This is a genomic window from Pontibacter rugosus, from assembly GCF_042678745.1.
GTDB lineage: Bacteria > Bacteroidota > Bacteroidia > Cytophagales > Hymenobacteraceae > Pontibacter > Pontibacter rugosus.
Window position 1 is genome coordinate 1 of record NZ_JBHTLD010000020.1, and the last position, 13,226, is coordinate 13,226.

Sequence of the window (13,226 nt, forward strand, 5' to 3'; positions counted from 1 at the left end):
GATAGAAATATTCTCTATCTTGTTATACTTTAAATGCTTATACCTAGCCTGCTATGAAACTGACAAACAGATTACTGAAAGCCAGTATACTCCTAAGTATAGCTGGCCTCTTATGCTTGCTAACTGGCTGTGGGCATGAAGAGGATTACATCAGCAAATACTGCCCTGGCTCCTGCACCACGATTAAAGGCCGCGTATCAACAGACAATGGCAAAACCCCGGTAATAGGCGCTACACTACTTGTAACATGGACCAAAGCTACCTATCCACTGGGCGGCAGCACACGCAAGAAAGCCGTTGCCACAACCGATACCAACGGTAACTACGAGCTCCGTTTTCTGCTTCGTGATGATGAGCTGCAAGATGGGTACATAGACCTAACAGCCGACTTCTTAGACAGCGATTACCTAAGCTGCCAAACAGAGAGCTTTTGGTATGCTTCAGAATTAACGCGGGATACGGTTATTGTCCAGAACTATACTGTTGCCCCACGAGCAACCATAAACTTCCAGCTCACCCAGCGGGCAGATAGTCAACCGACGGACACTTACCAGGCTATCTTTAAGTATAAGTTAGATGCTGCCGACACTGACAGTTGCACCGCTATAGTTGATCCACTATCACCCTATCGGACTGATAAAATACCTGTTCCCGCTAACGTACCTGTTGTGGTGCACCTGATCAAAACAAGAGCAGGCGTACGCACCGTGGAAAAGGAGGTGCTTACGCTACAGCCTGATGAGGTAAGACTTTACGAAAAAAGCTTTTAAATATGGACTACACGATAATACACGAAGAAAAATACCAGCAGTTTACCGCTAAACTGGATAACGAGGAAGAGGCTGAGTTGGCTTATGCCACACCAGAGAAAGGGGTGCTAAACTTTACACATACTTTTGTACCAGAGTCGTACCGCGGCAAAGGACTGGCCCAGCAATTAATCAAGCACGGGCTTGATTACGTCCGGGAAAAGGAGTTTAAAGTAATTGCTTCGTGTACCGCCGTGCAGAAATACCTAAAACAGCACAGCGAATATGAGGACCTGCTACAGTAAGCAAATCGTTCTATGAAAAAACTGTTACTTGCTCTGTTGATTTGCAGCTTGTCTGTTACAGCCCATGCACAAGCTCAGGACGATACCGTGGCGGATAAGCAGCGACACCGTGCTGGACTACAGGTGGGAGTTGCTGTCCCTACAGCCAAATTTTCCGATGTATCTTTCGAAGATGGGTATCCTTCTTTTGCACAGGCAGGCCTCCTGCTTAACGCAAATTACAGTTACAGCCTTAGTAAATGGATTGCCGCAGGAGCATCTGTAAACTACCGCTACAACAAGTATGACCTCGACAAACTTATCAGGCCTGATGACGAACTCGTGACAGACAATACATCAAAAGCATGGCGTAGTGTTTTTGCGCTGGCAGATGTATATGTAAGGGCTCCGCTGAGTAAAGCCATAGAAGCTTATGCAAAAGGCTCTGCCGGTACGTCCTTTAACCGCAGTGCTTCCTGGGAAGTTGAAACAAGGTATGGAGATATCTACATGCCTTCCGATAAAGCTACTGCTTTTGCTTACGGATGGGCAGCAGGATTTAACTTCTTTTCATCCAACACTTCTAAATTAATCATTAATCTGGAAGCTGGCTCTGTTTATACCCGCCCTGAATTTAAGGTACTTGATGTTAAAGGCAATTACTTTAACATCAAACAGCCCTTGCATACTGCTACTTTTAGCTTGGGAGCCACTCTTCCTTTTTAAGCTTTCATTTAGAAAAGGAAAGACCTATTCCTACACATGCAGTCAGACTGATTTTAATCAGCAGAAAAAATTGTACAGTTATTTTAGAAAATGCCGTAACCTTCTTCTTCAGCCTCCGTTATAATGAATGGCTAAAAGTTGAAATTTATTTCAATATTCAAAAAGGGCTCCCTTCTCAGAAGGGAGCCCTTTTTGTTTCTACACTAATAAACGTGGTACAGCTAGTTTGCCTTTTCTACCTTGTGTCCCCCAAACTCATTTCGCAGGGCTGCCACTACTTTACCAGAAAAAGTGTCGTTTTCCTGCGAACGGTAACGCATCAGCAATGAAAGGGCGATAACAGGAGTAGCCACTTCCATTTCCAAGGCGGTTTCTACTGTCCATTTGCCTTCGCCGGAAGAATGCATGATGCCTTTTAGCCCCTCCAGCTGCGGATCTTTGCCAAAGGCACTTTCAACCAGTTCCATCAGCCAGCTGCGTACTACTGAGCCGTGGTTCCATACCCTTGCCACCTCTTTGTGGTTGATGTCGTACTCGCTTTTGTGCAGCACCTCAAAGCCTTCGGCAATGGCCTGCATCATACCATACTCTACACCGTTATGTACCATTTTCACATAGTGGCCGCTTCCTGATTTCCCCGTATATAAATAGCCCCGCTCCACCGATACATCCCGAAATATCGTTTCACAGTAATCAAACGCTTCGGCATCACCACCAACCATGGTGCAAGCTCCGTTTCGGGCTCCCGTCAGTCCTCCGCTTGTACCGCAATCCAGCAGGTGTATGCCTGATAGTTTTAGTTTGGTTGCGCGTAGCACAGAGTCTTTGTAATTGGAGTTGCCGCCATCAATGATGATATCTCCCAAACCTAACTGCGGCGTAAGCTCCTGGAGCACACTATCAGTGGGAGCACCTGCCGGAACCATTACCCATACTACTTTTCGCCCCTCTAATTTTTGCACCAACTCACCGATAGTAGCAGCTGTGGCTACGCCTTCTTTTTCGATGGAGGCCATCGACTCCGTAGAAAGATCAAAAGCGACCACATCATGGTTGTGGTCGCGGAGGTTAAGGGCAAGGTTATAGCCCATTTTACCTAGTCCTATCAGTCCTATTTGCATAGCTTTATCTTTAGTTTTCCTGTTCTGTTTGTTTATACTGTATACTTGCAAGCTCCTCAAAACTGTCTTTCAGCTTAGGGTATAGCGTCTTGAAAACGTTGTATTGCCGCTGGTAGAGTTGGTTTAGCTGCGCATCCGGCACAAATGTTTTACTGATGCGGATCATTTCATCCGCTTCCTCCAGCGAGGGAATCAGCTTTAAAGCGAACATGCCCATAATAGCAGCCCCAAAGGCAGAGCCTTCAGGTGTTTCCGTTAAGTATACTTTTTTGCCGGATATATCGGCGAGCATTTGCACCCAAAGCTCCGAGAAAGCAAAGCCGCCATTGGCGTAGATAACGGGTATTGGCCCAGCCACCTGCTCCAGCGCCTGCACAACGCTGTATACGCCAAATATTACCCCTTCCATAACCGCTCTTAGGAAATGAGGCCGTGTGTGGTTAAAGTTGGCCCCAATAAAACAGGCGCGGGCAGCTCCATCCCACACAGGGGCACGCTCGCCCAGCAGGTAAGGCAGAAACAGCAGCCCTTCAGCACCTGCCGGTACAGTTTCGGCCACCTCGTTCAGTAGCTCATATATGTCTTGTTCCTTGGCAATGGCCTCAGCGGTTTCGGCTGTATAAAAAGTATCCCTAAACCAACGGAGAGCCACACCGCCATTATTTACAGCACCGCCTAGCACAAAATGGTCTTCATTCAGAATATAGCTGAACAAGCGTTCCTGCCTGTCAGTGGCGGGTTTATTGGCCATGGTGCGTACGGCACCGCTGGTACCGATTGTTACAACCGCCTCACCGGGCCGCACCCCATGCGAGGCCAGATTAGCAAGGCATCCATCGCTTGCGCCAATAATAAACGGGGTAGCAGCGGGAATAGGCAGCCTGGAAGCAAACCGGGATTTTATACCTGAAAAAATATGCGTGGTAGGTACAGGCGTTGGTAACTGCGATGCGTTAACACCTGCCAGTTGCAATGCGTCTGCATGCCAGTTTAGCTCAAAGATATTGAACAGACCAGTGGCCGAGGCAATAGAATAGTCGATTTTATACTCGCCAAACAATTGGTACAGCACATACTCTTTGATGCCGATAAACATGGCGGCACGTTCAAAAACATACGGTTGCTCCTGCCTAAGCCAGCAAAGCTTGGCCAGCGGCGACATAGGATGAATGGGCGTACCCGTCTGTAAGTATATTTTATGCCCTAAGGCGCTCTTCTTAATGCTATCTGCGCAAATATGGCTGCGGGTGTCTGCCCAGATAATGCAACGGGTAAGAGGATTACCGGAGGCATCCATGGCAATCAGGCTGTGCATGGCACTGCTGAAACTAACGCCCTCCAGCTTAAAGCTATAATCCTGTAGCCACTCCACCACCTCCTCCAGCGCCTTTAGCACCGCCTCCAGCACCTGCTCAGGGTCCTGTTCAGCCTGCCCCGCCTCTTCGCTAAGTATAGGATAACCTACGGACTGCTGAAACAGCACCTCGCCATTAAGCCCGAAAGCCACTGCTTTAGTGCTGGTGGTACCAATATCTACGCCAACAATGGTGCTTTGCTGCATGTGTGTTTCTTTTAGATTAAGCTTACGCAGCAGCGCGCTAATGTTTTACATTGTTGCTGAAAAAGAGTAGCCAACCATACTTGAGTCGGGCTCTAACGCAAGTATGGTTGGAACAAATTAGTATAACTGCAGCAGCAGCTTTCATTGTTTTGCGTATACCATTTGCTGCCATTCCTGCGGTTACGCTATATGTGCTAAGTTTATCAGAAGTATACTTGCTTCAGCCATCGTTGTGCTGCTCTATATAACTGCCATACAGGCTGTTCATACTTAATAAGAAGGAAAAGACGCACCCACTCCTAAACTGCAGCAATGTATAAAGCACAACCTGCTGCTGTGCCTGACACGACCTTTTGCTTTACACATGGCTTTTACACATCTTTCTCCAATTCTGCGCGATCCTACCCAATATGGCGTCAGGGCTAAAAGTTCTTAGCTGTTTTAAAGTTTTATGATAGAGCAACTGCATTTTCATAGCGCAGTTAGAGCTACGCGCCTGCCTGCTTAGGTAAATTATGTAAGAGAAACTAATAATAAGGAGTATAGCCTGATGGCTTTACTGAGCCTTTTTGAGCCTGCTGCCTACGTACTTCAGATATAAAGAAGGCTAAGGACTGAAAAAGCAGAAACAAAAGTAAAAGCTATAGCCTCCAACAAATGGCTGAAGGCTATTTTATACTTAAAGAGAATAAAACATCAAAAAGTATGCTGTGGATAAAGTATAGAAATGTAGATAAGTTGTGGGTAATCATCTCCATGAAAAGCTGTAAAGCAAACATAATCAACCATTTGCAAAATATCTACACCTCTCCAAAGCTTAAGTCGTGTAAAATTTGTCCACATTCACATTTCGTACATACTGATTACCTATTTTTGTAAAGGAATCTATGGTTACACAAACAGGTAACGTGCTGCATACAATGATGAAAACCAATACACACAGAGGAGAAGTAATAAAAGATGCCATCAAGTCTAGTGGCGTGGCAATTGGCGTAGTGGCTGAGAAAATGAGCATCAGCCGTAAAACACTTTACAATAAGTTTAAGGAATCCAGCATTCCGTATAGCTTTATTTTAAAGTTAGGTGAGGTGATCCATCACGATTTTGCACATGAATTCCCACATTTGAGTAAAACTGTAAAGAAAGAAGTTCCTAAGTCACAGCCTCAACTCAGCACTAGCTTATTGCTTCCGTTTGATGGAGAACCACAGGAAGCTTATAAAATTAACAACCTGCGCGACTGTGAACAGGAGCTGGTTAATCTCCAGCGTAAGTACATAAACCTACTCGAGAAATTTAATGACCTGCTTCTGAAGACGCAGGCTTAGAACAAAATAGATAGTTTATACTTCCTCTCAAAAACACGGGGCTATACTATAGTATAGCCCCGTGTTTTATTTATGACCTCAGCGGTTAGTGCTTCTTTAAGCCAGACAGTATAACAACTTAGTAAATCCCTACACTGTCTATTTCTATGTCCACCCGCTCTTCTACTTCTTCTGTCACATCATTGTCGATACTCTGCTCGGTGCCGGACACAAAGGTAGCCACTGCGTTTCCACCTGCATACAGTGTTAGAAAATTATTGGAAATGCGGTAGGAATCTACTCTGTCAAGTATGGCCATAAACATGTTTTCCTGCTCCATAAGCGGACAAGCCATACGGGTAGAACCCAACTTAGACATTTTTAGCGTTTCTTCTCCTACTTCATACTTACCGAAGAACTTGTTGCAGCCTGTAAAACCGTGCACATCGTTGTCGTTTTCCTGAAAGCGTATAAAAGCCGTCATGGTGTTCTGCGGCCGTTGTACATCTTCGCCTTCCAGGGCATACAAGCTCCAGTAGGCGTCTTTGATGGTATAATCTTCAGCAGCTTGGTTTTTGTTTTGAACTGTACAGCCAACGGCAAACAAAAACACCAGCAGGAATGGTACTACATAATTCAGCTTTTTCATTATTGTAAGGGTTAATATCTATCTCAGACTTCGATTCAGAAGCATTTTAGTATCTACGAAACCCAAAGGGCAGGAGCATGTTTTCATTTCGTTTTGCAAAGGATGAATTTTAAACAGGCTCTGAAATAGGGCAAAACAAAACCCACAGGAGTTCTGTGGGCTTTGCTATTATATGATTTTAAGTTTTAAGCACGGGTAGTTTTGTATCCATAATCACCGGCACCTGAATCGGCACTATAATCCGGACCAGAGCTTTCGCCCGGCTTGCGGTAACGGCTGCTACGCTGGCTGTAATCATAGTCATCATTATCGTTGTTGCGATGGTCGCTGTTATACGAGCGGTTGCTTGCATACAGGCCGCTTGCATAGGTATCATCGTTGCTGCTGCTTCCAGAGTTACGGATGCTGCCACGGTTCATACGCTCACTGTTGTTATAATGGCCTTCGTAGAAGTTGTTGCTATCATTACCGCGGCGGTAGCTGTTATCTGTATAGCTGCGGTCATGGTCTCCACGATCAGTATAGGCATCTATCCCAAGCATATTATAGCCGCTGTCGCCGCTATTCATTTTTCTGTTCTCATCGCGGTTAAAATCGTTGTACCGGCGCCCTTGTCCGCTATACTGATAGCTATTATTCTGACGCGAGTAATCATCGTTATCGTGTCCGGCATTATAGTTTGTGCTTCGGTTGCTGTTTGTGGTGCCATAGTTATCATGACGATCCCAACCTGTGCCTCTTGAGGCTTCATAGCCACTACTGTTGCGCCTATTGCTCATGTATGGGTTTGGGTCTCCGTAGCGGTAGTTTTCCTGATCTCGGTTGCCAGATTCGCTTCGGTTACTGCTAGCGTTATTGCTGCTTACCGGGCCACTACCAAATGCTGTAGAGCCTGTGCTGCGTACATTGCGGTATTCATAATCATCGTTAGACATACCATAGTAATTGCCACGGTGGTTGTCGTAACGGTCTCTATAGTTTTCAAAGCTTCTGTCCCGGTTATTGTTACGGTCATAGTCACCCGACCCAAAGGCTTGATTGTTATGATTGCGATCGTTGTTATGTAGTTTACGTTCAAACTCGCGGTTATAATTTCTATTATCTCTTTCCATAGTTAAGGTTCTTTAGTTGTATACTTATACCTTTTAACGCACAACTGTCGCTTACGTTTTCATTAAGCCTCTATTAAGGGTTAAACAGGCTGTTCAAACGCTATAGATCTTTTTCCCAGCTCAGGGCAAGACTGACTGTTTTAACAGACTCCATTCCCGACTTCAACTCTAAAATTAAAGTATAGATACAAATGGAAAACAGTTGCAAAAGTAGCAGGCAAATCACAGTTAACGTGTTGTTTATCAGTTAGTCTACATAAAGCATAGTATTTGCGCTAAAGTACAACCTAGCTCCTATTAGTAAAGTATAAACAGGCACAGGCTTATGTAAATGCATCAACTATATAAAGCAAAAATAGAGCTTCCAGGCATGTGCTGTTTTAACTATACAGCCTCTATGTCTATTAAGCTGCGGTTATAGTCCTCGCCTATATATCATTGACACAATCTATAACCATTCCTTAAGGATATTGAGTATAACTATCAATAGACAATCATTCAAACCTATTACAACACTACATTATGGAGTCAAACGGCAACGGCAAAGAACAGCAAAACGGTAGCCAGCAGAACGGCAATCAACTTACCACCAGGCAAGGCCACCCGGTAACCGACAACCAGAACATTCGCACAGTTGGTAACCGTGGTCCCGCTACTATGGAGAACTATCACTTCATCGAAAAGATATCTCACTTCGATCGTGAACGTGTACCAGAGCGCGTAGTGCACGCCCGAGGAGCCGGTGCACATGGTGTGTTTGAAGCTTACGGAAAAGTGGGCGATCAACCAATTGCAAAGTATACCCGTGCTAAACTGTTTCAGGAAAAAGGAAAGCAGACGCCAGTATTCGTTCGCTTTTCTACGGTGGGGCACCCATCCGGCTCACCTGAAACACTGCGTGACCCGCGTGGCTTTGCTGTTAAATTTTATACCGAAGATGGTAACTGGGATTTAGTAGGTAACAACCTGAAGATATTCTTCATCCGTGACGCCATGAAATTTCCGGACCTGATTCACTCTCAGAAGCCAGACCCCATCACAAACATACAGAGTGCCGAGCGTATCTTCGACTTTTTCTCTGGCACCCCTGAGGCAACTCACATGGTAACATTCCTGTACTCGCCATGGGGTATACCAGCTAATTACCGCCAGATGCAGGGTTCAGGCGTTAATACCTATAAATGGGTAAACGCTGACGGTGAAGCCGTAATCGTGAAGTACCACTGGGAGCCGCTTAAGCAAGGTATCCGCAACCTGACAGGCAAAGAGGCTCAGGAAATACAGGCGAAGAACTTTAACCACGCTACGCAAGACTTATACGAAGCCATTGAACGTGGCGACTTTCCAGAGTGGGAGCTGAATGTACAAATTATGAGCGATGAGGAGCATCCTGAACTGGACTTCGATCCCCTTGATGATACTAAGCTTTGGCCACAAGATCAGTTTCCGTTTATGCCAGTTGGCAAAATGACGCTGAACAAAAACCCTGAAGATTACTTTAACGAAGTAGAACTTTCTGCCTTTGGTACAGGTGTGCTGGTAGACGGCCTGGAATTCTCGGACGATAAAATGCTGCAGGGCCGTACCTTCTCTTACTCTGATACACAACGCTACCGTGTAGGTGCTAACTATCTTCAGTTGCCAATAAACGCTCCTAAGAAGCAGGTACAAACAAATCAGCGTGGTGGTGCCATGTCTTACAAAACAGATTGGGCAGAGGGTCAGAACAAACACGTAAACTACGAACCATCTGTGTTAGGCGGATTAGCAGAGGCTCCAAAGCCAGGCAAAGATTACATGCCGCGCTACGAAGCTAACCTGACACGCGCAGCCATCGACCGTACGAATCCGTTCAAGCAAGCCGGAGAAACTTATCGCAATTTTGAAGATTGGGAGCGTGACGAACTGATCTCAAACCTGTCTGGTGACCTTGCCTCTTGCGATAAGCGAATTCAGGATAAGATGGTAGAACACTTTACACAGGCTGACGAAGACTATGGCCGTAGGGTAAAAGAGGGCATCCAGATGATGACTGAAAAAATGATGAAGATGAAAAAAGAAATGCCAGAAGGTACTGATGGGCCATTAGGCAACACTACCGGAGAAGAAGCCGTGAAGCAGGCACAGGACAATTCCCATTCTGCAAAACCATACTAACTACATAAACCCTTGTGAAAAGGCTACCTACTTTAGGTAGCCTTTTTCTTTTTATACTTGTTCGGAAACCTAATTGGTCGAGAAGTTAAGCAGGTTCATCTATTTCGTTAGTTAGTGGTAATTTGCTTTTATAGCTTTAGATTAAAGATAAAGCCATTTCCAAGCATATGAAGAAACTAACTGCGGCTCTCGGGTTGCTAGCCATACTTTCGTTGTCACCAAACGCAGAGGCTGCCAAAGGTCCTGAACTAACCTATACCGTTAACCTGAACGACCGCGCTGATGATCGTTTTAAAGTGTTACTGGAAGTGAAAGGCCTGAAAGCTGAGAACAGTGTTTATCAGTTTGCCTCTACAGCACCCGGCACTTACCAAACCATGGACATTGGCCGCTTTGTACATGAATTTAAAGCGTACGACAAAAAAGGACGTGAATTGGAGGTGAAGCAGCTAAGCACCAACCAATGGCAACTGAGCAAGCCAGAAAAAGTACGTAAAATAACTTACCAGATTTCCGAGACATGGGATACTCCTGTAAATGAGAATAAAATTTACGGCATGTGCGGCACCTCACTGGAGCAGGACCATGCTTTGATTAACGGGCAGGGCGTATTTGGCTACGTGCAGGGCTTGCAGGCACAACCTATGCGCATTAAGTTAGAGCACCCACAGGAGTGGCTGGTTGGTACCGCCTTACCTAAAGATGCCAAAGGTTATTACGCAGCCAACAGTTACGATCATATTGTGGATTCCCCGATCCTGCTGGGCAATCTGACAAAAGCCGAAACAAACTACGAAGGCACCACCATCGATATTTATACTTACTCTAAGACAGGAAAGATAAAGTCTGATGACCTGCTGCAGAACATGACAACCATGCTGGGTGCTGCCCATAAGTTTGTGGTAGATTTTCCGGTAGACCGTTATACTTTCCTGTACCATTTTGAGGATGTATCGTGGGGAGCCTGGGAACACTCTTACAGCTCTGAATATGTGATGAAGGAACAGGAGTTAACTCCGGCCTATGCACAGCAACTAACGGATATTGCAGCGCATGAATTCTTTCATATCATCACGCCACTTAATATTCACTCTGAGGTGATCGAGCGCTTTAACTTTGTGAAGCCTACACCATCTCAGCACCTGTGGCTATACGAAGGCACCACCGAGTGGGCCTCCGATATGATGCAGCTGCGCGGAGGCATGATGGACCTGACTGCATACCTAAAAGACCAGCGCGAGAAGCTGACAATAGATGAGCAGATGGATAAAAACTATAGCCTCCAGAAACTCGCCCTTACTTCCTATACGCCGGAAGGGCAGCAGCAGTATGGCAACATTTACATGCGAGGTGCCGTGGTAGCCACCTTACTGGATATCCGCCTGCTGGAGTTGTCTGATGGCAAGCGCGGCCTGCGTGAGGTGATCAATGAGTTGTCGAAGGAGTATGGCCCCAATAAAGCCTTCCCTGAAAATGAGTTCTTTGACATCTTCACAGCTAAAACCTACCCTGAAATTGGAGCTTTCTTTAACAGCTACGTGAAAAACACTGCCCCACTACCACTGGTGGAATACTACAGCAAAGTAGGTATTGACTACGTTGCATCTGAGAAAAATGGAGAAAAGACAAAGGCGCTCGGCTATACCTTTGCCGTACCCGATGGTAAACTGCGCCTGGTAAAGGTGGTAGAAAACGCCCGGCAATTTGGCCTGCAGGAGGGAGATGCACTAGTAGCCTTGAACGGTACTGCCGTTACACTCCAGAACGCTAACCAGGAGCTGGTAAAGCTTGTTGCCCTGAACCCAGGAGATGCTTATGCTTTGATGGTAGAGCGCGACGGGAAAACTATAGAGGTAAATGCAAAAATGCTGGAACAGGAAGCAGAATTAAAACACCAGTTTAAGGTAAATGAGCAGGCTTCGCAGCAGCAACTAGCACTGCGCCAGGCGTGGATGAAGAATCTGTAATAAGAGTTTGTTGTTTGTTTATAAATTTCCCTGATTTAGCCCCTGTACCCTTGGTGCAGGGGCTTTCTTTTGCCTAACACCTCCTATTGCAGCAAAAATACCGGGTATTGAATATAAAGGTAGTTTTCAATATAGTGCTTAAGGTGGTGGCTTCTGTTTCAGAAATAAAGCACATAAAAAAGGCTGCCAAGTAGGCAGCCTTTTTTATGTGCTGATCTAAGTATAGGATTAGTTTCCAGCAGCGGAGGTAGCACTAGCTGGCACCTGCTGTTGTTGCGCTTTATACTTGTTCTCGAACTTCTCGTACAGGTATTTTTGCTTATTGTTCAGATCTACATTTCGGCCCTGAATGAAGGCGTAGGTTACATTGTTGGTTCGCATGTCCAGCAGGTCGCCAGTAGAAACAACCAGTGTGGCGTCTTTACCTACTTCTACAGAACCAACCTGCTTATCTACTCCCAGAATCTTAGCAGTGTTGAGCGAAACTGCTGCCAACGCCTGCTCTTTATCTAAGCCATAAGCAGCGGCAGTGCCTGCTATAAAAGGCAGGTTACGGATACCATGTATAGCCAGGTCATAATCCAGGGCAAACGGAACGCCAGCTTTGTGCAACAGGTAAGGCGTTTTGTACGGCATATCCACATCCTCCTCCGCACGAGACGGCAAGGCATGTACGCCAGAGTAAATCACCGCCACGTTGTTTGCTTTCAGGAAGTCGACTACAGCAACGGCATCGCGGGCACCAACTACAACAATATCCTTCACGCCTTGCTTTTTGGCAAAGTTTATACCTTCAATCAGCTCTTTGCCATAGTTGGCATGGATGTACAGCTTTTTAGAGCCATCAAACAAACCCACCATAGATGACAGTTTCAGGTTTTCGTTGCTCTGCTTGCCCGATTTATACACAGCGGCATCTCGGAACAACTTCTCCATCTCCAGCATGGTTTTCTCCCGCTCTTCGCCCATACGCTTTAGTCGTTCGTCGTTACGGCTATTACCTGTCTCAATCAACATACTTGGCCAGTTCAGGTGTATTCCTTCATCTGCCTTTACAATGGCATCTTCCCAGTTCCAGGCATCCAGCTGCACGATAGACGATGAACCTGAGATAGTACCACCTACAGGTGTCAGCTGTGTCATCAGCACTCCATTAGCTCTTACTGTCGGGATGATATCAGAGTCGGTATTATAGGCGATTACAGAACGTACATTCGGGTTCATCTCCCCTACTTCGCGCCAGTCGATGGTAGCGCGTACGCTCTCCACTTCATTTAAGCCAAGTGTTGCATTTGGCTGAATCAGGCCCGGATAAATATGCTGCCCTGTTACGTCTATCACTTCATAGCCACTCAGGTTAGCGCCGCTTTGCGGACCGGCATATGTTATTTTGCCTTTATCAAACCCTACGGCGGCATTCTCTATCACCTGGCCGTTGCCAATGTGCAATGTAGCTCCCTTAAACAGCATTGGCTTGCTTTGCTTTGCCGCCGGAGCCGGAACCTGCGCCATAACTGGTACTGCAAATAACAGTGCCACTAAAGCAGAAATATATCTTTTATGAATCTTCATGTTTTTCAATTTTGATTTGAC

Annotated in this window: 11 protein-coding genes; 6 read left to right on the forward strand and 5 right to left on the reverse strand. The window is 45.8% G+C overall.

Annotated features, from left to right (window positions below; genetic code table 11):
• Positions 1–53: 53 nt before the first annotated feature.
• The 3 genes from ACFQ2O_RS03960 to ACFQ2O_RS03970 are packed head-to-tail and all read left to right on the forward strand — an operon-like array spanning position 54 to position 1,759.
• On the forward strand, positions 54–770 hold the full coding sequence (locus tag ACFQ2O_RS03960) for a hypothetical protein (protein WP_377523111.1): 717 nt from the start codon (positions 54–56) through the stop codon (positions 768–770).
• Positions 771–772: 2 nt separating this feature from the next.
• Positions 773–1,054: a GNAT family N-acetyltransferase gene (locus ACFQ2O_RS03965; protein WP_377523112.1), complete on the forward strand. Its 282-nt coding sequence runs from the start codon at positions 773–775 to the stop codon at positions 1,052–1,054.
• 12 nt (positions 1,055–1,066) lie between these two features.
• Positions 1,067–1,759: a hypothetical protein gene (locus ACFQ2O_RS03970; protein WP_377523113.1), complete on the forward strand. Its 693-nt coding sequence runs from the start codon at positions 1,067–1,069 to the stop codon at positions 1,757–1,759.
• A 221-nt stretch (positions 1,760–1,980) separates the two neighbouring features.
• Here ACFQ2O_RS03970 and gnd read toward each other — a convergent pair whose 3' ends face one another.
• Both gnd and ACFQ2O_RS03980 read right to left on the reverse strand, forming a co-directional pair.
• Positions 1,981–2,880 carry a phosphogluconate dehydrogenase (NAD(+)-dependent, decarboxylating) gene (gene gnd / locus ACFQ2O_RS03975; protein ID WP_377523114.1) on the reverse strand — a complete coding sequence of 300 codons (900 nt, stop codon included), beginning with the start codon at positions 2,878–2,880 and terminating at the stop codon, positions 1,981–1,983.
• A gap of 10 nt (positions 2,881–2,890) precedes the next feature.
• Complete coding sequence (locus ACFQ2O_RS03980; protein WP_377523115.1) at positions 2,891–4,441, reverse strand: gluconokinase; 1,551 nt, start codon at positions 4,439–4,441, stop codon at positions 2,891–2,893.
• Between the two features lie 887 nt (positions 4,442–5,328).
• Here ACFQ2O_RS03980 and ACFQ2O_RS03985 point away from each other — a divergent pair.
• Positions 5,329–5,769 (forward strand): hypothetical protein, encoded by a 441-nt coding sequence (locus tag ACFQ2O_RS03985; protein ID WP_377523116.1) that lies wholly within the window; start codon positions 5,329–5,331, stop codon positions 5,767–5,769.
• Positions 5,770–5,887: 118 nt separating this feature from the next.
• Here the strand turns inward: ACFQ2O_RS03985 and ACFQ2O_RS03990 are convergent, their stop codons facing one another.
• Positions 5,888–6,397: an META domain-containing protein gene (locus tag ACFQ2O_RS03990; protein ID WP_377523117.1), complete on the reverse strand. Its 510-nt coding sequence runs from the start codon at positions 6,395–6,397 to the stop codon at positions 5,888–5,890.
• 185 nt (positions 6,398–6,582) lie between these two features.
• On the reverse strand, positions 6,583–7,509 hold the full coding sequence (locus ACFQ2O_RS03995) for a hypothetical protein (protein ID WP_377523118.1): 927 nt from the start codon (positions 7,507–7,509) through the stop codon (positions 6,583–6,585).
• 522 nt (positions 7,510–8,031) lie between these two features.
• Between ACFQ2O_RS03995 and ACFQ2O_RS04000 the strand changes: the two genes are divergently transcribed.
• Both ACFQ2O_RS04000 and ACFQ2O_RS04005 read left to right on the forward strand, forming a co-directional pair.
• Positions 8,032–9,666, forward strand: coding sequence for a catalase (locus ACFQ2O_RS04000; protein WP_377523119.1), 1,635 nt, complete (start codon positions 8,032–8,034; stop codon positions 9,664–9,666).
• 167 nt (positions 9,667–9,833) lie between these two features.
• Positions 9,834–11,633 (forward strand): M61 family metallopeptidase, encoded by a 1,800-nt coding sequence (locus tag ACFQ2O_RS04005; RefSeq protein WP_377523120.1) that lies wholly within the window; start codon positions 9,834–9,836, stop codon positions 11,631–11,633.
• A gap of 228 nt (positions 11,634–11,861) precedes the next feature.
• Here the strand turns inward: ACFQ2O_RS04005 and ACFQ2O_RS04010 are convergent, their stop codons facing one another.
• Complete coding sequence (locus ACFQ2O_RS04010; protein WP_377523121.1) at positions 11,862–13,205, reverse strand: amidohydrolase family protein; 1,344 nt, start codon at positions 13,203–13,205, stop codon at positions 11,862–11,864.
• Positions 13,206–13,226: the final 21 nt, after the last annotated feature.

Bases quoted from the DNA above. Each gene is read 5' to 3' on its own strand.
- ACFQ2O_RS03960 (WP_377523111.1), top strand. From the start codon at position 54: ATGAAACTGACAAACAGATTACTGAAAGCCAGTATACTCCTAAGTATA.
- ACFQ2O_RS03965 (WP_377523112.1), top strand. From the start codon at position 773: ATGGACTACACGATAATACACGAAGAAAAATACCAGCAGTTTACCGCT.
- ACFQ2O_RS03970 (WP_377523113.1), top strand. From the start codon at position 1,067: ATGAAAAAACTGTTACTTGCTCTGTTGATTTGCAGCTTGTCTGTTACA.
- gnd (WP_377523114.1), bottom strand. From the start codon at position 2,880: ATGCAAATAGGACTGATAGGACTAGGTAAAATGGGCTATAACCTTGCC.
- ACFQ2O_RS03980 (WP_377523115.1), bottom strand. From the start codon at position 4,441: ATGCAGCAAAGCACCATTGTTGGCGTAGATATTGGTACCACCAGCACT.
- ACFQ2O_RS03985 (WP_377523116.1), top strand. From the start codon at position 5,329: ATGGTTACACAAACAGGTAACGTGCTGCATACAATGATGAAAACCAAT.
- ACFQ2O_RS03990 (WP_377523117.1), bottom strand. From the start codon at position 6,397: ATGAAAAAGCTGAATTATGTAGTACCATTCCTGCTGGTGTTTTTGTTT.
- ACFQ2O_RS03995 (WP_377523118.1), bottom strand. From the start codon at position 7,509: ATGGAAAGAGATAATAGAAATTATAACCGCGAGTTTGAACGTAAACTA.
- ACFQ2O_RS04000 (WP_377523119.1), top strand. From the start codon at position 8,032: ATGGAGTCAAACGGCAACGGCAAAGAACAGCAAAACGGTAGCCAGCAG.
- ACFQ2O_RS04005 (WP_377523120.1), top strand. From the start codon at position 9,834: ATGAAGAAACTAACTGCGGCTCTCGGGTTGCTAGCCATACTTTCGTTG.
- ACFQ2O_RS04010 (WP_377523121.1), bottom strand. From the start codon at position 13,205: ATGAAGATTCATAAAAGATATATTTCTGCTTTAGTGGCACTGTTATTT.